This window comes from Edaphosphingomonas haloaromaticamans (assembly GCF_001853345.1).
Classification (GTDB): Bacteria; Pseudomonadota; Alphaproteobacteria; order Sphingomonadales; family Sphingomonadaceae; genus Sphingomonas_E; species Sphingomonas_E fennica.
Genome location: NZ_MIPT01000001.1, coordinates 2,226,973 through 2,246,724, shown reverse-complemented (window position 1 = coordinate 2,246,724; position 19,752 = coordinate 2,226,973). Strand labels below are relative to the sequence as shown.

Below are 19,752 nucleotides of genomic sequence, written 5' to 3'. Positions count from 1 at the left end.
ACCACCGAGATCNNCACGAAGCCGATCGACACTTCATAGCTCACCATCTGCGCGGCGGCGCGGATGGCGGAATAGAAGGGATATTTGGAGTTCGAGGCCCAACCCGCGAGAATCACGCCATAAACGCCAAGCGAGGATGCCGCGAGGATGTAGAGCAGGCCGACATTGATGTTGGCCAGCACCATATCCGGCCCGAACGGGATCACCGCCCAGCCGATAAGCGCGATGGTGAAGGTGATGATCGGCGCCAACAGGAAGAGCCCGCGATTGGCGGCGGACGGGATGATGGTTTCCTGCAGGAAGACCTTGAGGCCGTCGGCGAAGGACTGGAGCAGGCCGAACGGCCCGACGACGTTGGGGCCGCGGCGCAGCGCCATCGCCGCCCAGATCTTGCGGTCGGCATAGATGATCATCGCCACCGCCAGCATCAGCGGCAGCGCGATCATCAGGATCAGGATCAGCGTCGCGACGAACCAGCCGAGGCCGTAGCCGAGAACGCCCTGGAACCAAGCGGTCATTCCGCGGCCTCCGCGAAGCTATGCCCATGGATCAGCTCGGCCGAGCAGCGCTCCATCGTGGCGCTCGCCCGCGCGATCGGGTTGGTGAGGTAGAAGTCGGCGATCGGATAGCCGATCGTGCCGGACGCGGCGGCATCGAGCGCCGGCGGCGCCCAGTCATAGGCCGCGAGCCCCTGCTCGCCCAGCGCCGGCACCGCCGCCGCCATCGCCACGCGGAGCGCGTCCAGCGTATCGAACGGCAGGGTGTGGCCCAGCACGTCGGAAAGGGCGCGGAAGATCGCCCAGTCCTCACGCGCGTCGCCCGGCGGGAACACCGCCCGGTCGCCGCGCTGCACCCGGCCTTCCAGGTTTACATAGGTGCCGCTCTTCTCGGTATAGGCGGCGGCCGGCAGGATCACGTCGGCCTGGGCCGCGCCGCGATCGCCATGGTGGCCGACATAGACCTTGAAGCTGCCGGCGAAGCGATCGTCGGAAACCTCGTCCGCGCCCAACAGGAAGACGAGCTTCGGCGCCTTGGCCGCGACGGCCGCGATGCCCCCCGGCTGCGCATAGCCCAGCATCAGCCCGCCCATGCGCGAAGCCGCCATGTGGAGGACATTATAGCCGTTCCAGCCTTCGCGGATCAGGCCCAGCGGGCCGACCAGCGCCAGCGTTGCGCCCTGCGCGCCGGCCTTCAGACCGCCGCCGCCCAGGATCAGCGCCGGGCGCTGCGCCTTGGCGAAGGCATCCTTCACCTCCTGCGGCAGATTGCCCAGCAGCGACAGATCGTTGCCCAGCCAGGTCACCGGATAGGTGAGGTCGACCTCGGGGCCGATCGCGAACACCTTGGCACCCTTCTTCACCGCCTTGCGGATGCGGGTGTTGACCAGCGGCGCTTCCCAGCGGACGTTCGATCCGACGATCAGCAGCGCGTCTGCCGTCTCGATGCCGGCGATGGTGGAGTTGAAATTGACCGCCGCCAGATTTGTGCAGTCATAATCCAGCCCGGTCTGCCGGCCTTCCAGCAGATCCGATCCCATGGCGCCGACCAGCGCCCTGGCCGCGAACATCGTCTCGCAATCGACGAGATCGCCGGCGATCGCGGCCACGCTCGCGCCCGCCTTCACGTCTGCGATCATCTGGAACGCCTCGCCCCAGGTCGCCTCCATGAGGCGGCCGTCCCGGCGCACATAGGGCTTGTCCAGCCGGCGCCGGACCAGGCCGTCCACCGCGTGGCGCGTCTTGTCCGATGCCCATTCCTCATTCACGTCGTCATTGATGCGCGGCAGCGCGCGCAGCACCTGCCGGCCCCGGCTGTCCAGGCGGACATTGGTGCCGACCGCGTCCATCACGTCGATCGAAGGGGTCTTCTTCAGCTCCCACGGCCGCGCCTCGAAGGCATAGGGCTTCGACGTCAGCGCACCCACGGGGCAGAGGTCCACGACATTGCCCGAAAGCTCGGACGTTACCGCCCTTTCCAGATAGGAGGTGATCTGCATGTTCTCGCCGCGATAGATCGCGCCGATCTCCTCCACGCCGGCCACTTCCTCGGCGAAGCGCACGCACCGCGTGCACTGGATGCAGCGGGTCATGACCGTCTTGACGATCGGACCCATATATTTCTCGGTCACCGCCCGCTTGTTCTCGGCGAAGCGGGAATTGCCGCGACCATAGGCGATCGACTGGTCTTGCAGGTCGCATTCGCCGCCCTGGTCGCAGATCGGGCAGTCGAGCGGGTGGTTGATGAGGAGGAACTCCATCACCCCTTCCCGCGCCTTCTTCACCATCTCGCTGTCGGTGCGGATTTCCTGGTTGTCGGCGGCCGGCAGCGCGCAGGAAGCCTGCGGCTTGGGCGGCCCCGGCTTCACCTCGACCAGGCACATCCGGCAGTTGCCGGCGATCGACAGCCGCTCATGATAGCAGAAACGCGGGATTTCCTTGCCGGCAGCCTCGCACGCCTGGAGCACCGTGGCGCCAGCGGGGACTTCGACCTCGATCCCATCGACGGTTAGTTTGGGCATTCGAATTACTCCGCCGCCACGGGAAGGGCGACGCCCTTTGCTTCATAGATGCGCCGCTCGATTTCCGGGCGGAAATGGCGGATCAGGCCCTGGATCGGCCAGGCCGCCGCGTCGCCGAGCGCGCAGATGGTGTGGCCTTCGACCTGCTTGGTCACTTCCTGCAGCATGTCGATCTCGTGCAGTTCGGCATTGCCTTCGCGCAGCCGTTCCATCACGCGCCACATCCAGCCCGTGCCCTCGCGGCACGGCGTGCACTGGCCGCAGCTCTCATGCTTGTAGAAATAGCTGATCCGGCTGATCGCGCGGACGATGTCGGTGGACTTGTCCATCACGATCACCGCCGCCGTGCCGAGGCCGGAGCCGAGGCCGCGCAGGCCATCGAAATCCATCGGCGCGTCCATGATCTGGGCGGCCGGCACCAGCGGGACCGAGGAACCCCCGGGGATCACCGCCAGCAGATTGTCCCACCCGCCGCGAATGCCGCCGGCATGGCGCTCGATCAGCTCGCGGAAGCTGATGCCCATGCTTTCCTCGACCACGCACGGCTTGTTCACATGGCCGCTGATCTGGAAGAGCTTGGTGCCCTTGTTGTTCTCCCGCCCGAAGGAGGAGAACCAGGAGGCGCCGCGCCGAAGGATGGTGGGCGTGACCGCGATCGATTCCACATTGTTCACGGTGGTCGGGCAGCCATAGAGGCCGACGCCCGCCGGGAAAGGCGGCTTCAGGCGCGGCTGGCCCTTCTTGCCCTCGAGGCTCTCGATCTGGGCGGTTTCCTCGCCGCAGATATAGGCGCCCGCCCCGCGATGGACGAAGACGTCGAAGTCATAGCCCGAACCGCAGGCATTCTTACCCAGAAAGCCCTTGGCATAGGCTTCGGCCACGGCCGCGAACAGCGTCTCCGCCTCGCGGATGAACTCGCCGCGAATGTAGATATAGGCCGCGCGCGCGCGCATCGCATAGCCCGCGACCAGCGCGCCCTCGATCAGCTTGTGCGGATCGTGGCGGATGATCTCGCGGTCCTTGCAGGAACCGGGCTCGGATTCGTCGGCGTTGATGACGAGGAAGCTCGGGCGGCCGTCCTTGCTCTCCTTGGGCATGAAGCTCCACTTCATGCCGGTCGGGAAGCCCGCGCCGCCACGGCCGCGCAGGCCGGAGGCCTTGATCTCCTCGATGATCGCATCCTGGCCGCGGGCCAGCAGCGCCCTTGTGTCGTCCCAGTCGCCGCGCTTCATCGCCGCGTCGATGTTCCACGGCTGGAAGCCGTAGACGTTGGTGAAGATGCGGTCCTTGTCCGCCAGGGGCGCGATGGCGTCGCTCATGCCCATTCCCCGCGATAATCGTGGTTTTCCGCAACCATTTCCTTCAGCGTCGAAGGCCCGCCTTCCGGGCAGCTCGTCTGCCGGTCGATCTGCGGGCCGACCTTGGGCGTCTCGCCCCGGGCCAGCGCCTCGAGCACGGCGGTCGTCGTCTCGAAGGTCAGGTCCTCGTAATTGTCGTCGTTGATCTGCACCATCGGCGCATTGGCGCACGCGCCCAGGCATTCCACCTCGGTCAGGGTGAACAGGCCGTCGGGCGTGGTGTGGCCCTTCTTCAGCCCCTTCTTGTAGCAGGCGGAAAGCACGTCGTCCGATCCGCGCAGCATGCACGGCGTCGTGCCGCAGACCTGCACGTGATACCGGCCGACCGGGGCCAGATTATACATGGTGTAGAAGGTCGCGACCTCGAACGCCCGGATATAGGGCATGTCGATCTGCTTGGCGACGAACTCGATCACCGGCACCGGCAGCCAGCCCTGCGTGTTCGTCTCGGCGCCGACCTGGCGCTGGGCGAGATCGAGCAGCGGCATGATCGCCGAATGCTGGCGACCCGGCGGATAGCGGCCGATAATCTCCTTCGCGCGGGCCTCGTTGACCTCGGACCACGCGAAATCGCCCCAGTGGGCGCGGGTTTCGGCTTCGTCGGGGATATGGGCTGCGTCAGCCATTACCGGATGAACTCCACGCGCGACACCTTGTCGCCCTCAAACGAATAGATGGACATGACCTCGAACTTGTCCCCGTCCGGCGCGCGCGCGACCTTCTCGTGCAGCACCACCGTCTCCCTCAGGCACCAGCCCGCGAGGATATCGGCCCGGTTCTGCGGGAATTGCGCGAACATCGCCTTCAGGCCGGAACGCACGCCTTTCCTGCCCTCACGCAGCACGGCGCCGCGATAGCCCGCCTCGCAGGCATCGTCGGTCATGAACGCCACATAGGCGTCGGCATCCTGCGCGTTGTAGACCTCGATCATCCGGGTCGCGATCGCGATCCGCTCGTCCGCGGAAAGGAGAGTGGCGACGTCGCTCACCGGTCGCACTCCCCGAACACGATATCCATCGCGCCCAGAATGGCGGTGATGTCGGCCAGCATGTGCCCCTTGGCCATGAAGTCCATCGCCTGCAGGTGGCTGAACGCGGTCGGCCGGATCTTGCAGCGATAGGGCTTGTTGGTGCCGTCGGAGACCAGATAGACGCCGAACTCGCCCTTGGGGCTTTCCGTTGCGACGTAAACCTCGCCCGCCGGCACGTGGAAGCCCTCGGTATAGAGCTTGAAGTGATGGATCAGCGCTTCCATCGATTGCTTCATCTCGCCGCGCTTGGGCGGCACCACCTTGCGGTCGAGCGACGCGATCGGGCCTTCCGGCATCTGCTGGAGGCACTGCTTCATGATCCGGGCGGACTGGCGGACCTCCTCCACGCGCACCATGAAGCGATCGTAGCAGTCGCCCTTCGTGCCGACCGGCACGTCGAACTCCACCTTGTCATAGGCATCGTAAGGCTGGCTCTTGCGGATATCCCAGGGGATACCCGAGCCACGGATCATCGGGCCGGAGAAACCCCATTTCAGGGCATCTTCCTTGGAAACCACGGCGATGTCGACGTTGCGCTGCTTGAAGATGCGGTTGTCCGCGACCAGGCTGATCGCGTCCTCCAGCAGCCTCGGCAGGCGGGTGTCCAGCCAGTCGCCGATGTCGGTCAGCAGCTTCAGCGGCACGTCCTGATGGACGCCGCCGGGGCGGAACCAGGCAGCGTGCATGCGGGCGCCGGATGCGCGCTCGAAGAAGCCCAGGCAATCCTCGCGCAGCTCGAACAGCCACAGGTTCGGCGTCATCGCGCCCACGTCCATCACATGGCTGCCCAGGTTCAGCATGTGGTTGCAGATGCGGGTCAGCTCCGCGAACAGCACGCGCAGATATTGCGCGCGTTCCGGCACCTCGAGGCCCAGCAGCTTCTCGATCGCCAGCACATAGCTGTGCTCCATGCCGAGCGGGGAGCAATAGTCCAGCCGGTCGAAATAGGGCAGCGCCTGCAGATAGGTCTTATATTCGATCAGCTTCTCGGTGCCGCGATGGAGCAGGCCGACATGCGGATCGGCGCGCTCGACGATCTCGCCGTCCATCTCCAGCACCAGGCGCAGCACGCCGTGCGCGGCCGGGTGCTGCGGGCCGAAGTTGATCGTATAGTTCTGGATCTCCAGATCGCCCGCCGTCTGGGCGGTGTCCGGGGTCAGGGTGTCGTAATCGGTCGCCATCACTTCTTGACCTCATCGGCCTTCAGCGGCGTCGGCGCGCCTTTCGCCTTCGGCTCGGCCTTCTCGTCGCCGGGCAGCACATATTCCGCGCCTTCCCAGGGGCTCATGAAGTCGAAGCTGCGGAAATCCTGGGCCAGCTTCACCGGTTCATAGACGACGCGCTTATGCTCTTCGGAATAGCGCAGCTCGACGAAGCCCGTCAGCGGGAAATCCTTGCGCTGCGGATGCCCCTTGAAGCCATAGTCGGTCAGGATGCGGCGCAGGTCGGCATTGCCGGCGAACAGCACGCCATACATGTCGTAAACCTCGCGCTCCAGCCAGCCGGCCACCGGCCAGATGGAGGTCACGCTCGGCACCGGGGTCACGTCGTCGGCCGCCACATGCACGCGCAGGCGGTGGTTCCGCGTCACGCTGAGCAGGCAATAGACCACCTCGAAGCGCGGATCCCGATCCGGCCAGTCGACGCCGGCAATTTCCATCAGCTGCTGATAGGCCAGGCTATCGCGCAGGATGGTCATCGCCTCCACCAGCGCTTCCGGGCGGATGTGGAGCGCGATCTCGCCCACTTCCTCGCGCGCGTGGACCAGCCGATCGCCCAGCAGCGCGGCCGCCTGGTCGATCACGCCCTCGTTGGAGGCATATTTCGGATAAGGCGCGCTCACCGTTCGATCGTCCCTTCGCGGCGGATCTTCCGCTGCAGCTGCATCACGCCGTAAAGCAGCGCCTCGGCGGTCGGCGGACAGCCGGGGACGTAGATGTCCACGGGCACGATCCGGTCGCAGCCGCGCACCACGGAATAGCTGTAATGATAATAGCCGCCGCCATTGGCGCACGAGCCCATCGAGATGACATATTTGGGCTCCGACATCTGGTCATAGACCTTGCGGAGCGCGGGCGCCATCTTGTTGCAGAGCGTGCCGGCGACGATCATCACGTCCGACTGGCGCGGGGAGGCGCGCGGCGCGGCGCCGAACCGCTCCATGTCGTAACGCGGCATGTTGACGTGGATCATCTCCACCGCGCAGCAGGCGAGGCCGAAGGTCATCCACCAGAGAGATCCGGTGCGCGCCCACTGGAACAGCTCCTCGGTCGACGTGACGAGGAAGCCCTTGTCGTTCACCTCGGACTGGAGGTCGAGGAAGAAGCCCTGGTCCGGCGGCGTGTTCTCGGTGGGCACGCGGACGCCGGGCTGCGCCGAAAGTTCTACTCCCATTCCAGCGCTCCCTTCTTCCACGCATAGATGAAGCCGAGCGTCAGCTCGGCCAGGAAGATCATCATGGCCAGCCAGCCGGCGAAGCCGATAGCGCCCAGCGATACCGCCCACGGATAGAGAAAGGCCGCCTCGAGATCGAAGATGATGAACAGGATCGCGACGAGGTAGAAACGCACGTCGAACTGGGCCCGGCTGTCCTCGAACGCGGGGAAGCCGCACTCATATTCGGCAAGCTTTTCCGGGTTGGGCTTGTCTGCCCCGGTGAACTTGGCCGCGACGATCGGCAGCACCACGAAGGCGGCCGAAAGCACGATCGCTACGCCCAGGAAGAGCAGGATCGGCAGATATCCGGCGGCAACCGACGCCATGATTCATCTCCGCTTGAGCGACATCCGAGTCGGGCCGGCGCCCCGGCGGCTCGAACAATCGCGGAAACCAACAAAACCGGCCTTATTCGGCCTTTCGGCCCGGCTTCTAGGCATGCGGCACCCGCGAAGCAAGGTCCGAAGCCATGAGAATGATTCGCAAAAGTCCGGCGGCGCTTTCGGGGTCAGTTCGCAAGCGGCAGCGCGCGTATCGCGGTCGCGCGCGGCGGCTCCCGGCCGATGGCCGCGCCGCGCGCCGAAAAGCGTTCCCACTGGCCGTCCGCCACGAAAATCAGCCGCTTGTCCGCGATCGCACCCAGCGTCGGTTCGCCCCAATCGGGATTGGCCCGTTCCAGCACGTCCACCGCGCGCACTTCCCGCCCCTTGCGGTCGAGCCGGAGGCGGATGATCCGTCGCGGGATCGATCCGTTCTGGATGGCGATCAGGGCATCCCTGTAGGCGACCAGTCCGTCTATCCCGTCCAGCATCGCCGGAGTCGCGGCGGCGAGGCGGGTGAGCGCGCCGCTCGCCAGATCGAGCAGCGCGATCCCATAGCCATAATCGGCGATATAAAGCCGCTTGCCGTCGCGGGATAATGCCAGCCCCTGCGGATTGCGGAAGCGCCCCGCCGGCAGCAGATCGACAAGCGCCGTGCATCCGGGCCGGCAGACGTGGATCGCCCCGGTCTCGCCATTGCTCACATAGACGCTGCCGTCGGCCCCTATGGCGAGGTCGCCGGGGGAACCCGCCCCGGCAAGCGGAACCCGCCGCACCACCGCCAGCCTGTCGAGATCGACGGCGATCAGCCCCCGGAAGGCGCGCTGCGGCTCGGCCACCTGCTCGGCCAGACCCGACGTCAGCCACAATATCCGGCGCGGACCATCCACCGCCATGCCGAACAGGCCGCCGACCGGGCCGTCCAGCGGCACTGTCCGCCAGCTCCGCCCTTCCCGCACCAGCAGCCGGCCGTCGATCACCGTTCCCGCGAACAGCCGCCTCGTCGCCGCATCCCAGGCGATGCCCTCGACGATGCGATGCTCGGCCGGCACCTCCGTCTCCAGCACGCTGCGGGCGATGATATCGGCATTGTCGTCGAATTTTTCGGAAAGCGCCTCCTCCTCGCCGGGGGCAAGGAAGGGCGCGATGCGGGCGCGGCTGGCGAGGCTCAGGGTGCCGCCCATCGCGGCAAGCCTTTCCACGCCGGCGACCACCGCGTCGCCGTCATCGCGCTCGATCGCCTCGCCGATCGCGGCGCGCAGCACCATCGCGCTTTCGGGGAAATGCGCGGGGTCCGCCGTCGCGGCCGGGGATGCCGGCCACGGCGCGGGAACGGGCGGCGCGGCGGCGAGGCACGCGATGCCCGACAGAAGCAGCGCAGGCCGGATCAGCCTGCGCATGCTATCAGCGTGGCGCCTTCAGCGCGCCCGCGACCAGCTTGTGCAGCTTGGAATGGAGCCCGTCGCTGGCCGCCAGGAACTCGCTCCGCTCCACGGCCCGGTCGCCGCCGCGGAAATCGGTGACGAAGCCGCCCGCCTCGCGGACCATCAGCATGCCCGCCGCGACGTCCCAGGGCTGGAGGTCGCTTTCCCAAAAAGCGTCGAAGCGGCCGGCGGCCACCCAGGCGAGGTCCAGCGACGCCGCGCCGAAGCGGCGGATGCCGGCCACTTCCGGGGCGACGGCGGCGAAGATCGCGCTCCACTGCTTGAAATCGCCATGCCCGGCGAAGGGAATGCCGGTCGCCACCAGCGATTCCAGCAGGTCGCGCCGCGCCGAAACGCGCAGGCGGCGATCCTGCAGCCAGGCCCCCCGGCCCTTTTCCGCCCAGAAGCTCTCGTCCGTCAGCGGCTGATAGACGAGGCCGTGGGTGATCTCGGGCCGCCCACCCGGTCCGCGCGGGTCCTCCACCGCGATGGAGATCGCGAAGTGCGGGATGCCGTGGAGGAAGTTGGATGTGCCGTCGAGCGGATCGACGATCCAGCGGGACTTGTCCGGATCGCCGGCGATCTCGCCCCGCTCCTCCATCACGAAGCCCCAGTCCGGCCGCGCCTTCTTCAGCTCCTCATAGAGCGTCTGCTCGGCGCGTTTGTCGGCCATGGACACGAAGTCCGCCGGCCCCTTGCGGCTCACCTGGAGCTGCTGGACCTCGTTGAAATCGCGGCGCAGGCGCGGGCCGGCCTTGCGGGCGGCGCGCTCCATGACGGTGATGAGGCCGGAATGGGCAACCATAAATTACTCCCCCCTTCAGGGTTCGGAAGGGGCTGGGGGTGGGAAGATACCCCCTTCCGAACAAACAGGAAGGGGGCGGCAGGATCAATCCGCGCGGCGGACATATTCCTGGCTGTAGACGTCGACGACGATGCGGGTGCCGCTGGAGATGTGCGGCGGCACCATCACGCGCACGCCATTGTCGAGCACGGCCGGCTTGTAGGAGGAAGACGCCGTCTGCCCCTTCACCACGGCATCGGCCTCGACGATGGTCGCCTCGACGGTGTCGGGCAGCTGCACGGAAATGGGCTTTTCGTCATAAAGCTCCATCACCACGTCCATGCCGTCCTGCAGGAAGGCGGCCGCATCGCCCAGCAGGTCGCGCGGCAGGGTGATCTGGTCGTAATTGTCCTTGTCCATGAAGGTCAGCGTGTCGCCGTCCGCGAACAGGAACTGGAAATCCTTGGTATCGAGGCGCACGCGCTCGACCGTCTCGGCCGAACGGAAACGGACGTTGTTCTTGCGGCCGTCGATCAGGTTCTTCATCTCGACCTGCATGTAGGCGCCGCCCTTGCCGGGCTGGGTGTGCTGGATCTTCACAGCGCGCCAGATGCCGCCTTCATATTCGATGATATTGCCGGGACGAATATCCACGCCGCTGATCTTCATGGGTCAGGTCTCATGTTCGGGATTTGAAAGAGCAGCCGCGGCCTTTAGCGTCGCGGGGCTCTTCCGGCAAGCGGCGCTTCGCCGCCCCCGAAAAGCATCGGCCGGAACCCCAGGGGCTCCGGCCGAGCATTTGCCTGATCGCGAGGCGATCAGGGGCAGAGGCGAGGATCAGTAAGCGCGGGAGAGATAATCCTGCACCGCCCGGCGCTTCGGCGTCTCCGCCAGCGACTGCCCGGTATATTCGCGCAGGCCCCAGGCGCCATATTGATCGAACGATCCCGTCGCGGCGTAGAGCGTCATCAGGTCGCCGATCTGGCTGTTCCAGGCCGTCAGATATTTGCGATACATGTCATACATGCGCGGATCGCGGTTGATGGCCGCCACCAGCGTCGGGTTGCCGCGGTTCACCACGTGCTGCCCGCCCTCATAGCCGATATAGCGCTTGCCGTAACGCTGGGCGACCACCTTGGCCTTCAGGGCCTTGCTGATGGCCAGGTCCACATCCTCGCTGAGGAAGGCGAAGATGTTCGCGCTGTCGGTGATCGTCGCCCGGGTGCCGGCGAAGGTCGCGCCGCCAAAATAGGGCGCCGTCGACACCGCATCGACATATTGCGCCGTATCGCGGAAGCCGAGGATCATCTCCACCGCCGCCGGATTGTTGTTCTGCGTCGCGACGATGCGGACCAGCCGGCTGGGATCGGCCTTGAACACGTCGGTCCAGATCTTGTTCATCCACGTCGCCTTTTCGGCATAGCGCATGAACATCGCATAGCCCGCCGTGGGCGAAAGCCCCTCGGCCACGCCCTCGGCCTGGGCCTGGTTCGTTACCGGGAAGTTGTAGTTCCACACCTCGTTGGACATCTCGACATAGACCTTCCGGCCCGGCGCGAGATGATCGCGGACATATTCGGCGAAGCGGCGGACATATTCCTCATCCGCGTTCCAGTGCATGTGGAACCAGGGATCGATCCCCGCCTCGTTGGCCAGCGCGACCATGATCTCCACCGCGGGGCCCTGATCGGTATTCTGGACGGTGCTTTCCGCCGTCGTCCGCCTCGCCCAGCTTACCGGGGCGTTGGTGTTCACCTTCTGCCAGTCGAGGAAGCGGATGACGCTGAACCCCTTCAGCGATTCCAGCATCTTGGAGGAGAACATCGCGGTCGGCGACGCATCCTTCTCGCGGCAATCCACCTTGCGCAGCGGATCGGTGGTGTCGATCTTGCTGATCGTCACCCAGGCGGACTTGGGGGTCACGCCGTTGGCGGCCGCCCAGTCGAATTCGAAGCTGTCGGTCGATTTGGCGAGGTTCGTCACCGCCGATCCGCCCGGCGCCAGCGTGCCCTTGCCCTTCCAGGTGCAGCGGATGCGCGTCGCCGTCGGCCCATAGGCGCCCTCCGGCGGGGTCAGCGCCTTGTTCGCCAGCTCGCTCGTCAACAGTGCTTTCATGTCGCCATTGGCGTCCATCCGCGAAGGATCCATCTCGACCCAGCCGGAAACGCCGGGGCGCTGGCTCTTCCACGGGCTGTTGAGCGCGAGGTTCATCAGCGTCCGCTCACCGCCCCAGGTGCTGAGGCCGGCCAGGTTGATGCCCACCGCCGCGCGGGGCGGCAGCGTCACCGGCGGCTTAACGGGGGGCGGCGCGGTTGGAAGTTTGGTGACCGGCGACACCACGGGCTTAGTTGCTTTTTCAAGAACAACCGGCGCGGGAAGAGATATGAGAGAACTTGCCGCATATGCCGCCCCAACAAAGGCTAGCAATGAAGCAGAAACAATTACCGTGCGTCGTGAAATATTCAGACGCGAGGTTGCGACACCATTCATTTTCTATAAAACCTTCATCCAAGCAGCGCCCCACTCGCCAGGAGCTGCTGGACTACCGGCCACGTCATAAAGACTGGTTAAAGGCGAGCCCGATCGCCTCAATTCATCGGATTTTAACGACGAATCCCGACGAATCGAGGCCGCTAGACGGCGAATTGGAAAATCCGGCAAGAAATGGCGCCCGCAAAGATAAGCGCCTCCATTACCTTTCTTGCGGCCGGGAAATCGTCTCGATTGAAGGACCTGCCGCGATTCGCCCGCGATTGCGAATCGGCGCCAGGATTCGCGTGGATTCGCGCCCTCCCCCGTTTCCGCTTGGAGGGCGCGCGATTTTCTCTAAAAGCAGATGGACTTAGCGCATTTCGGAGCTTTTCTCCCATGATCCGTCCGGCCCGGCCTCGCATCCTCGCCTTCGTCACCTGCTTCTTGGCCGCAACTGCCTCCGTATCGGCGGTGGCAGCCGAAACATCTTCGCTTTCGCAAGCATCGGCACCGCAATCTTCCGCCGATGCCCGGCTCAAGGCGATCTATGATGCGGAATGGGCGTGGCGGATGGACCAGTTCGCCATGGTCAGGGACGAGGACGGATGGGATGCGAATGCGGACCGCCTCCCCCGCGTCGATCCGGCGAGCCAGGCCGCCCGCCTCGCTTACTGGACGGACGTGCTCAAGCGGCTGGATGCCATCGCGCCCGATGCGCTCTCGGCCGAGGAACGGATCAACTATGCCGTCTTCCGCACCAGCGTCGAAGCGCTGGCCGCCGACATCCGCTTCAAGGGCTATGAAATGCCCTTCAACAGCGATTCCAGCTTCTGGGCGCATCTTGCCCCCAGCCGGGGTTTCCGCACGGCGGACGACTATCGCCGCTACATCGCCCGCATGCGGGATGTGCCGCGCTATTTCGACGAGAATATCGCCAATATGCGCGCCGGGCTGAAGCGCGGGTTCAGCGTTCCCCGCGCCACGCTCACCGGCCGGGATGCCTCGATCGAGCCCTTCGCCAGCGCCGATGCGGCCGGCAACCCCTTCATGGTCCCCTTCGCCCAGATGCCGGACAATATCCCCGCCGCCACGCGCGAGGAGCTGCGCCGGCAGGGCGAGGCCGCGCTTAGGGATGCGGTGGTGCCGGCCTATGCCGGGCTGCTCGCCTTCATGCGCAACGAATATATGCCCAGGGCGCGCACGACGCTGGCGGCCGAGGCGCTGCCGGACGGCAAGGCCTATTATGCCGCGCAGATCCGCGAATATACCACGCTCGACATGACGGCCGCCCAGATCCATGAGATCGGCCTCAAGGAAGTCGCCCGCATCGACGCGGAAATGCACAAGGTGATAGCAAAGAGCGGCTTCACCGGCACCTTCCCGGAATTCCTCAAATTCCTGCGCACCGATCCGCAGTTCACCGCGAAAACCCCGCGCGAGCTGCTGAGCTATTCCGCTTATGTCGCCAAGAAGATGGACGGCAAGCTGAAGGACGCCTTCGGCCTCCTGCCGCGCTACCGCTTCACCATCCGCCCGGTGCCCGATGCGATCGCGCCGTTCTGGACGGCCGGGCGCGGCGGGCTCGAGGCGTGCTGGATGAACACCTATGACCTGCCGTCGCGCCCGCTCTACAATATCCCCGCGCTCACCCTCCACGAATGCTCGCCCGGCCACAGCTTCCAGGCGGCCCTCGCGCTCGAGGCGCCTGCCCGCCCTGATTTCCGGCGCGAAACCTATTTCTCCGGCTATGGCGAAGGCTGGGGCCTTTATACCGAGTGGCTGGGCGGCAAGCTCGGCATCTATGAAACCCCCTATGAGGAATTCGGCCAGCTTTCCTACGAGATGTGGCGCGCCGCCCGGCTGGTGATCGACACGGGTGTCCATTCCAAGGGCTGGAGCCGGGACCAGGCGATCGCCTATCTGCGCGATCACACCGCCCTTTCGGAACATGAGGTGGAAACCGAGGTCGATCGCTACATCAGCTGGCCCGGCCAGGCGCTCGCCTACAAACTGGGCGAGATGACGATCCGCCGGCTGCGCGCCGAGGCCGAGGCCAGGCTGGGCGAGAAGTTCGACCAGCGCCCCTTCCACGATGCCATATTGGCCCTGGGCGGCGTGCCGCTGCCGGTGCTGGAACAGCGCATCCACGAATTCATCGACAACGGCGGCAAATAAAGGGCGGCGGACGGACGTCAGATCTCCTCCGCCCCCAGCTTCGCCGACCAGTGCGCGCGCCGCTCCTTGAGGACGCGGTCGCGCACATTGGCGACATCCTCCTCCACCGCTTCCAGCGCCTCGAAGCGGAAGGAGTCCGCGCCATGGGCCGTCCAGGCCCGCTGCAACCCGGCATGGCGGTGCCCGCCCATCCGCAGCATGAACCAGAGGCGGTTTTGGATCGTCGAAAGGTCGGGCGCGAACCCCACCCAGCTTTGCCCGGCAGGTCCGCAATGCAGGGCATAGATGCCCGTCGCCACCTTCCGTTCCTTATAAGCGGCCACCGCCGCCTTCCTCGCATCGATCTGCATTTCACTCTCTTGCTTGCAACATCGTCCGCCCGATTATCACCCGGATAATATTGACCTGTCAATTATACCCGGATATATATCTGGAATGATGAACCTGCCCTCGCTGCCATGCACGGCCTTCGCCGGCCCCGATCGCATCGCCCAAGGCCCGCTCGCCGAAGTCGCCCTCGCGGTGAAAGCGTTCGAGGCGGCAAATCCCGGCCGCCCCATCCTCACCTTCGATGATGCGACCGGCGCCGTCATCGATCTCGATCTGCGCGGCACGGATGAGGAGGTGCTTGGCCGCCTCGCCGATCGGGCGCGGCAGGCATCGCCGCCCGAGCCGCAGGCCGGGGAAGAAGCGCGCGGCCGGGGGCGCCCCAGGCTTGGCGTGGTGGCCCGCGAAGTCNCCCTCCTGCCCCGCCACTGGGACTGGCTGGGCAGCCAGCCCGGCGGAGCATCCGCGACGATCCGGCGCCTGATCGACGAGGCGCGCCGCGCCGATGACGGAGCGGGCCGGACCCGCGCCGCGCGCGAGGCCGCCTATCGCTTCATGTCGGCCATGGCCGGCGACCTGCCGCATTTCGAGGAAGCGTCTCGCGCCCTGTTCGCCGGGGATGCCGGAACCTTCGCCGCACGCATCGCGGGCTGGCCGGCGGACATTCGCGACCAGGTCGTCCGCCTCGCCTTCCCCGATGCCGCCTCCGCCGATCCTGCTTGAAGCCGCTGTCCTACAGCCGGGCGAAAGGCTTAGAAAAGCCGCATGATCCCGAGGCACGCCACCACCGGAGCGCAGGATGCGGCGCCCTTTTCCGGGTCGCGACGGCGGCGATGGCAATCCTCAACTTCCTCAACTTCGCCTGGCGGCCGGGCACTCGCCGTGCGCTCGCTTATTGCCTCCCCGCCTGCTCTCGCCCAATAGGCACGCGGAAAGATCGGGAGACGGACACATGGCGAAGATCGGCATCATCGGGGCGGGCGGACGGATGGGACGCGCGATCGCCGCCGCCGCCGCGGATGCCGGCGCGAAGGTCTCGGGCGGGATCGACCGGCCCGGCACCCAGCCCGATGCGCTGGGCGATGTCCCGCTGCTCGCCGATGCCGCCTCGCTCGCGGCCGTCAGCGACGTCATGGTCGATTTCTCGTCGCCGGCCGCACTGGCCGCCCATCTCGACGCCGCCGCCGCCGCCGGCACGCCGATCGTGATCGGCACCACCGGCCTCGAGCCCGCCCATCATGCCCTGATCGATGAAGCGGCGAAGTCCGTCGCCGTCCTCCAGGCCTTCAACACCTCGCTCGGCGTCAACCTGCTCGCCCATCTCGTCCGCGAAACCGCCGCCCGGCTGGGCACGGACTGGGATATCGAGATCGTCGAGATGCACCACCGCCACAAGGTGGATGCGCCCTCGGGCACCGGCATCCTCCTGGGCCAGGCGGCCGCCGCCGGGCGCGAAGTGGCGCTGGCCGATGTCGCGGTGCGCGGCCGCGACGGCATCACCGGCGCGCGGCCGGAAGGCGCGATCGGCTTCGCGGTGCTGCGCGGCGGCTCGGTCGCGGGCGATCATCAGGTGGTGTTCGCCGGCGAAGGGGAACGGCTGGAACTCGGCCATCGCGCCGAAAGCCGCGCCATCTTCGCGCGCGGCGCGGTGAAGGCCGCCCTGTGGCTCGCCGGCCGCGCCCCCGGCCGCTACACCATGAACGACGTGCTCGGGCTCTGACCCTCGCGATGAAGCGCGACGCCATCTTCGAATTCTACCGGCGGCTGGCGGAGGCCAATCCGGCGCCCGAAACCGAGCTTCAATATACCAATCCCTATACGCTGCTGGTCGCGGTCGCCCTTTCCGCGCAGGCGACCGACGTCGGCGTCAACAAGGCGACGCGCCGGCTGTTCGCCGAAGTCTCGACCCCCCAGCAGATGCTGGACCTGGGCGAGGAAGGCCTGCGCGATCACATCAAGACGATCGGCCTGTTCAACACCAAGGCGAAGAACGTCATCGCCGCCGCCCGCATCCTCGTCGATCGCCATGGCGGCGAGGTGCCACGGGACCGCGCCGCGCTGGAGGAACTGCCCGGCGTCGGCCGCAAGACCGCCAATGTGGTGATGAACGTCGCCTTCGGCGCAGATACGATCGCGGTCGATACCCACATTTTCCGCGTGGCCAACCGCACCGGCCTTGCGCCCGGCAAGACGCCCCTCGCCGTCGAGCTCAAGCTGGAAAAGGTCACGCCCGCGCCCTTTCGCACCCATGCTCACCACTGGTTAATCCTGCATGGCCGCTATATCTGCAAGGCGCGCAGGCCAGAATGCTGGCGCTGCCCGGTTGCCGATCTGTGCGCGTTCAAGCCGAAGACGCCGCCGCCGGCCGAGGCCAAGGGCTGAAGCTTGCGGCTCCGTCGCAACCATGTCGGCACAGGCATGTCGGGACAGGAGATTTGGACATGAAGATGAAGGCCCTCATCACCGCGTTTCTGATCGGCGGCGCCATGCTCCCGGCATCGGCGATGGCGAAGCCCAAGCCGGATAACCTCACCCCCAAGGCCGATGCGAAGCCGCTCGATTGCGTCAATCTCCGCCAGATCCGCGAAACCCGCGTCCGCGACGACAGCACGATCGATTTCTACATGAACGGCGGCAAGATCTACCGGAACACCCTGCCCAACAGTTGCCCGCAGCTCGGCTTCGAGGAACGGTTCGCCTACAAGACCTCGCTCAGCCAGCTCTGCTCGACGGACATCATCACCGTCCTCACCAGCGCCGGCCCCGGCGGCGTCTCGCGCGGGGCAAGCTGCGGCCTCGGCTCGTTCCAGGAAATGCAGGCCCCCGCGAAGAAGAAGTAAGGGAAGCACGGGCAATGGCGGCATCCGCGCCGTTCTTGCCCGCCCTCCCCAGAAATTTGCGCCTCGCGAAGATTTAGGCTGGCTCCCCCCGCCACCCTTTGCTAATCGCGCTTCCCACGCACCCGTAGCTCAGCTGGATAGAGCGCTGCCCTCCGAAGGCGAAAGTCAAGCTGTTCTCGGAGGTCGCNCGGGTCGAAAATGGAGTGAAGAAACAAGGCTTTAGATTAAACATTGCGGAAGCGGATTTTCGAGGCAAAAGCCTCACGGAAGCACCACGGAAGCAGTCGATAGATTGACGATTTTGGACCCCTCCACTACGGGGGTCGGGATGCACTCGTAGCTCAGCTGGATAGAGCGCCGCCCTCCGAAGGCGGAGGCCACAGGTTCGAATCCTGTCGAGTGCGCCAAATTTCTCCAACAAAATCAGCGGCTTAGGGAGGGTCCCGACGCACGGGATTTTCTCCAGTTTCCCTCACGGAAGCAGCCACGGAAGCAGCGATTTTCCAGAAGTTCCTTTGATTTCAATATGTAACCACGCAGGCGATTCTCAAGCGGGACCTATTGCATCCCAGGGCCGGGGCTCAGAGGAGGTTCCGGGCTTCAAACGGAGGCTGTGGGCGGCCAATTGGCCAACAGGCTAGCGCTCGCTGCTGCTCAGATGCCTTGCCTGAAACGCTCGCGCTCGAGCCGGAATCGAGCGCGAGCGCCCGATATGAGGGGTGTTTAGCCGTCGCTCACAGACGTCGCCCTGATCAGAAGCGCTGCGGCGTCGCCCGCCGATTCCATGTAGCCTGGATCGCGATGAAGAAGGACGACGGCGAACGCGCCGTCGAGCAGCAGGATGACCTGCCGTGCCAACTCGCCCGCCCCCGCGCCAAAGCCGGCGTCGGCGAACACCGAGCCCAGCCAGTCTTCCACCCGCTTCTTGTGCGCCCGGCCGATCACCATCGCCGGATGACCCGGCATCGTCACCAGTTCCACGGAGGTGCGCAAGAACCCGCAGCCTTTCCATTTCGGGTGCCGCGCGGACGCCGCGAGATTGGTGAAGATCGCCCGGACCTTGTCGGCGACGTCCCCTTCGGCCTCACCGAACCAGCGCTGGAACAGCGCCAGATTGGGCTGGTCGCGGGTTTCAAGATAGGCCGCGATCAGATCGTCCTTGCTGCGAAAATGATAATAGAGCGTCCGCTTGGTGAGGCCCGCCTTTTCGGCCACGGCGTCGACGCTGACGGCGCGGATTCCCTCGGCGTGGAACAGCTTTCCGGCGGCCTCGATGATGCGGTCGCGGGTGGAGGCCTTGCTCATCCGGGCTAGGTATACCGACCAGTGAATATACACAAGATGATCGCCCGCCTATCACGCGAGCATGACCCGCGACGAAGACGGACACCCTGTCGACATCCTGTGCCGCGACGGCGTGACGCTGCACGGCCATATCTGGATGGCCTCGGCCGATCGGCCGATCGGGGCGGTGATCATCAATGCCGCCACCGGCGTGCGTGCGCGTTTCTATCATCGCTATGCCCGCTTCCTTGCGGCTCATGGCTTCGAGGTGCTGACCTGCGACTATCGGGGCATTGGCCTTTCCCGGCCCGCGAGGCTGCGCGGCTGCGGCTATCGCTGGCGCGATTGGGGCGAACTGGACTGCGACGCCGCCTTGCGGTTCATGCGCGCACATCGAACCGATGCGCCGCTCATGGTGGTCGGCCACAGCATCGGCGGTTTCCTGCCGGGTTTGGCCGAAAGCGCGCCGCTGATCGACCGGATTCTGACCGTGAGCGCGCAATATGCCTGGTGGGGCGACTATGCACCCCGCCACAGGCTCCCCCTCTTCCTCAAATGGCATGTGGCGATGCCGCTCCTGACGGCGCTCTTCGGCTATTTCCCCGGACGGCGCCTCGGATGGCTGGAAGACCTGCCGGCGGGCGTCGCCTTCGAATGGGCGTTTCGCGGCCCCCGCTTCGAGCGCAGCCACCCGCCAGAGGCGCGCGCGGAGGCGGTGCGCCGAATGGCGGCGGTCGAAGCGCGCATCCTCGCCGTGGCCATGACCGACGATCCGATCGGAACC

At 66.0% G+C, this 19,752-nt stretch carries 21 protein-coding genes and 1 tRNA gene; 8 read left to right on the top strand and 14 right to left on the bottom strand.

The genetic code is table 11. The annotated features are described in order from the left end of the window. Positions 1-514 precede the first annotated feature (514 nt). The 12 genes from nuoG to BHE75_RS10370 form a co-directional block, all read right to left on the bottom strand. Positions 515-2,518, bottom strand: a complete 2,004-nt coding sequence (gene nuoG / locus BHE75_RS10425) for an NADH-quinone oxidoreductase subunit NuoG (RefSeq protein ID WP_070933821.1) — start codon at positions 2,516-2,518, stop codon at positions 515-517. A gap of 5 nt (positions 2,519-2,523) precedes the next feature. Further along, entirely contained in the window at positions 2,524-3,837 is a 1,314-nt protein-coding gene (gene nuoF, locus BHE75_RS10420; protein WP_070935739.1) for an NADH-quinone oxidoreductase subunit NuoF, read from the bottom strand. Further along, a complete protein-coding gene (locus BHE75_RS10415; protein ID WP_070933820.1) occupies positions 3,834-4,502 on the bottom strand; it encodes a complex I 24 kDa subunit family protein in 669 nt (222 codons plus the stop codon). The genes nuoF and BHE75_RS10415 overlap by 4 nt, the downstream gene beginning before the upstream one ends. Next, positions 4,502-4,807 carry a nuclear transport factor 2 family protein gene (locus BHE75_RS10410; protein ID WP_070935737.1) on the bottom strand — a complete coding sequence of 102 codons (306 nt, stop codon included), beginning with the start codon at positions 4,805-4,807 and terminating at the stop codon, positions 4,502-4,504. The genes BHE75_RS10415 and BHE75_RS10410 overlap by 1 nt, the downstream gene beginning before the upstream one ends. 53 nt (positions 4,808-4,860) lie before the next feature. Beyond that, complete coding sequence (locus tag BHE75_RS10405) at positions 4,861-6,087, bottom strand: NADH-quinone oxidoreductase subunit D (protein ID WP_015456786.1); 1,227 nt, start codon at positions 6,085-6,087, stop codon at positions 4,861-4,863. Then, complete coding sequence (locus BHE75_RS10400) at positions 6,087-6,749, bottom strand: NADH-quinone oxidoreductase subunit C (protein ID WP_070933819.1); 663 nt, start codon at positions 6,747-6,749, stop codon at positions 6,087-6,089. Before BHE75_RS10400 ends, BHE75_RS10405 begins: the two co-directional genes overlap by 1 nt. Then, the gene (locus BHE75_RS10395) at positions 6,746-7,300 is read right to left on the bottom strand and encodes a NuoB/complex I 20 kDa subunit family protein (RefSeq protein WP_015456784.1); all 555 of its coding nucleotides are present in this window, start codon (positions 7,298-7,300) and stop codon (positions 6,746-6,748) included. The genes BHE75_RS10400 and BHE75_RS10395 overlap by 4 nt, the downstream gene beginning before the upstream one ends. Beyond that, on the bottom strand, positions 7,291-7,668 hold the full coding sequence (gene ndhC / locus BHE75_RS10390) for an NADH-quinone oxidoreductase subunit A (RefSeq protein ID WP_015456783.1): 378 nt from the start codon (positions 7,666-7,668) through the stop codon (positions 7,291-7,293). Before ndhC ends, BHE75_RS10395 begins: the two co-directional genes overlap by 10 nt. Positions 7,669-7,850: 182 nt before the next feature. Continuing rightward, entirely contained in the window at positions 7,851-9,062 is a 1,212-nt protein-coding gene (locus tag BHE75_RS10385) for an SMP-30/gluconolactonase/LRE family protein (RefSeq protein ID WP_070933818.1), read from the bottom strand. Positions 9,063-9,066: 4 nt separating this feature from the next. Then, positions 9,067-9,891, bottom strand: coding sequence for an inositol monophosphatase family protein (locus BHE75_RS10380; protein WP_070933817.1), 825 nt, complete (start codon positions 9,889-9,891; stop codon positions 9,067-9,069). An 84-nt stretch (positions 9,892-9,975) separates the two neighbouring features. After that, the gene (efp, locus tag BHE75_RS10375) at positions 9,976-10,539 is read right to left on the bottom strand and encodes an elongation factor P (protein ID WP_015456780.1); all 564 of its coding nucleotides are present in this window, start codon (positions 10,537-10,539) and stop codon (positions 9,976-9,978) included. A gap of 168 nt (positions 10,540-10,707) precedes the next feature. Further along, positions 10,708-12,156 (bottom strand): hypothetical protein, encoded by a 1,449-nt coding sequence (locus BHE75_RS10370; RefSeq protein WP_236626822.1) that lies wholly within the window; start codon positions 12,154-12,156, stop codon positions 10,708-10,710. A 37-nt stretch (positions 12,157-12,193) separates the two neighbouring features. Here BHE75_RS10370 and BHE75_RS24060 point away from each other — a divergent pair, with 37 nt between their 5' ends. Continuing rightward, positions 12,194-12,430 (top strand): hypothetical protein, encoded by a 237-nt coding sequence (locus BHE75_RS24060; protein WP_139181704.1) that lies wholly within the window; start codon positions 12,194-12,196, stop codon positions 12,428-12,430. Between the two features lie 308 nt (positions 12,431-12,738). After that, on the top strand, positions 12,739-14,517 hold the full coding sequence (locus tag BHE75_RS10365) for a DUF885 domain-containing protein (RefSeq protein WP_070933816.1): 1,779 nt from the start codon (positions 12,739-12,741) through the stop codon (positions 14,515-14,517). A gap of 17 nt (positions 14,518-14,534) precedes the next feature. On the opposite strand, the gene BHE75_RS10360 is transcribed toward BHE75_RS10365, so the two are convergent. After that, positions 14,535-14,867: a GIY-YIG nuclease family protein gene (locus BHE75_RS10360; RefSeq protein ID WP_070933815.1), complete on the bottom strand. Its 333-nt coding sequence runs from the start codon at positions 14,865-14,867 to the stop codon at positions 14,535-14,537. 85 nt (positions 14,868-14,952) lie between these two features. Between BHE75_RS10360 and BHE75_RS10355 the strand changes: the two genes are divergently transcribed. The 5 genes from BHE75_RS10355 to BHE75_RS10335 all read left to right on the top strand — a co-directional run bounded on the left by BHE75_RS10355 (position 14,953) and on the right by BHE75_RS10335 (position 18,091). Next, positions 14,953-15,567, top strand: a complete 615-nt coding sequence (locus BHE75_RS10355) for a DUF2239 family protein (RefSeq protein WP_070933814.1) — start codon at positions 14,953-14,955, stop codon at positions 15,565-15,567. A gap of 229 nt (positions 15,568-15,796) precedes the next feature. After that, on the top strand, positions 15,797-16,564 hold the full coding sequence (gene dapB, locus BHE75_RS10350) for a 4-hydroxy-tetrahydrodipicolinate reductase (RefSeq protein ID WP_070933813.1): 768 nt from the start codon (positions 15,797-15,799) through the stop codon (positions 16,562-16,564). Between the two features lie 8 nt (positions 16,565-16,572). Next, a complete protein-coding gene (gene nth, locus BHE75_RS10345) occupies positions 16,573-17,226 on the top strand; it encodes an endonuclease III (RefSeq protein ID WP_015456774.1) in 654 nt (217 codons plus the stop codon). A 59-nt stretch (positions 17,227-17,285) separates the two neighbouring features. After that, a complete protein-coding gene (locus tag BHE75_RS10340) occupies positions 17,286-17,684 on the top strand; it encodes a hypothetical protein (protein WP_015456773.1) in 399 nt (132 codons plus the stop codon). Between the two features lie 330 nt (positions 17,685-18,014). Beyond that, positions 18,015-18,091 (top strand) — tRNA-Arg (locus BHE75_RS10335). A 316-nt stretch (positions 18,092-18,407) separates the two neighbouring features. Here BHE75_RS10335 and BHE75_RS10330 read toward each other — a convergent pair. After that, positions 18,408-18,989: a TetR/AcrR family transcriptional regulator gene (locus BHE75_RS10330; RefSeq protein ID WP_039578057.1), complete on the bottom strand. Its 582-nt coding sequence runs from the start codon at positions 18,987-18,989 to the stop codon at positions 18,408-18,410. Between the two features lie 61 nt (positions 18,990-19,050). Between BHE75_RS10330 and BHE75_RS10325 the strand changes: the two genes are divergently transcribed. Beyond that, positions 19,051-19,752, top strand: a 702-nt coding sequence (locus tag BHE75_RS10325) for an alpha/beta hydrolase family protein (protein ID WP_070933812.1), incomplete at its 3' end; no start/stop codon positions are given.

Bases quoted from the DNA above. Each gene is read 5' to 3' on its own strand.
- nuoG (WP_070933821.1), bottom strand. From the start codon at position 2,518: ATGCCCAAACTAACCGTCGATGGGATCGAGGTCGAAGTCCCCGCTGGC.
- nuoF (WP_070935739.1), bottom strand. From the start codon at position 3,837: ATGAGCGACGCCATCGCGCCCCTGGCGGACAAGGACCGCATCTTCACC.
- BHE75_RS10415 (WP_070933820.1), bottom strand. From the start codon at position 4,502: ATGGCTGACGCAGCCCATATCCCCGACGAAGCCGAAACCCGCGCCCAC.
- BHE75_RS10410 (WP_070935737.1), bottom strand. From the start codon at position 4,807: ATGATCGAGGTCTACAACGCGCAGGATGCCGACGCCTATGTGGCGTTC.
- BHE75_RS10405 (WP_015456786.1), bottom strand. From the start codon at position 6,087: ATGGCGACCGATTACGACACCCTGACCCCGGACACCGCCCAGACGGCG.
- BHE75_RS10395 (WP_015456784.1), bottom strand. From the start codon at position 7,300: ATGGGAGTAGAACTTTCGGCGCAGCCCGGCGTCCGCGTGCCCACCGAG.
- ndhC (WP_015456783.1), bottom strand. From the start codon at position 7,668: ATGGCGTCGGTTGCCGCCGGATATCTGCCGATCCTGCTCTTCCTGGGC.
- BHE75_RS10385 (WP_070933818.1), bottom strand. From the start codon at position 9,062: ATGCGCAGGCTGATCCGGCCTGCGCTGCTTCTGTCGGGCATCGCGTGC.
- BHE75_RS10380 (WP_070933817.1), bottom strand. From the start codon at position 9,891: ATGGTTGCCCATTCCGGCCTCATCACCGTCATGGAGCGCGCCGCCCGC.
- efp (WP_015456780.1), bottom strand. From the start codon at position 10,539: ATGAAGATCAGCGGCGTGGATATTCGTCCCGGCAATATCATCGAATAT.
- BHE75_RS10365 (WP_070933816.1), top strand. From the start codon at position 12,739: ATGATCCGTCCGGCCCGGCCTCGCATCCTCGCCTTCGTCACCTGCTTC.
- BHE75_RS10360 (WP_070933815.1), bottom strand. From the start codon at position 14,867: ATGCAGATCGATGCGAGGAAGGCGGCGGTGGCCGCTTATAAGGAACGG.
- dapB (WP_070933813.1), top strand. From the start codon at position 15,797: ATGGCGAAGATCGGCATCATCGGGGCGGGCGGACGGATGGGACGCGCG.
- nth (WP_015456774.1), top strand. From the start codon at position 16,573: ATGAAGCGCGACGCCATCTTCGAATTCTACCGGCGGCTGGCGGAGGCC.
- BHE75_RS10340 (WP_015456773.1), top strand. From the start codon at position 17,286: ATGAAGATGAAGGCCCTCATCACCGCGTTTCTGATCGGCGGCGCCATG.
- BHE75_RS10330 (WP_039578057.1), bottom strand. From the start codon at position 18,989: ATGAGCAAGGCCTCCACCCGCGACCGCATCATCGAGGCCGCCGGAAAG.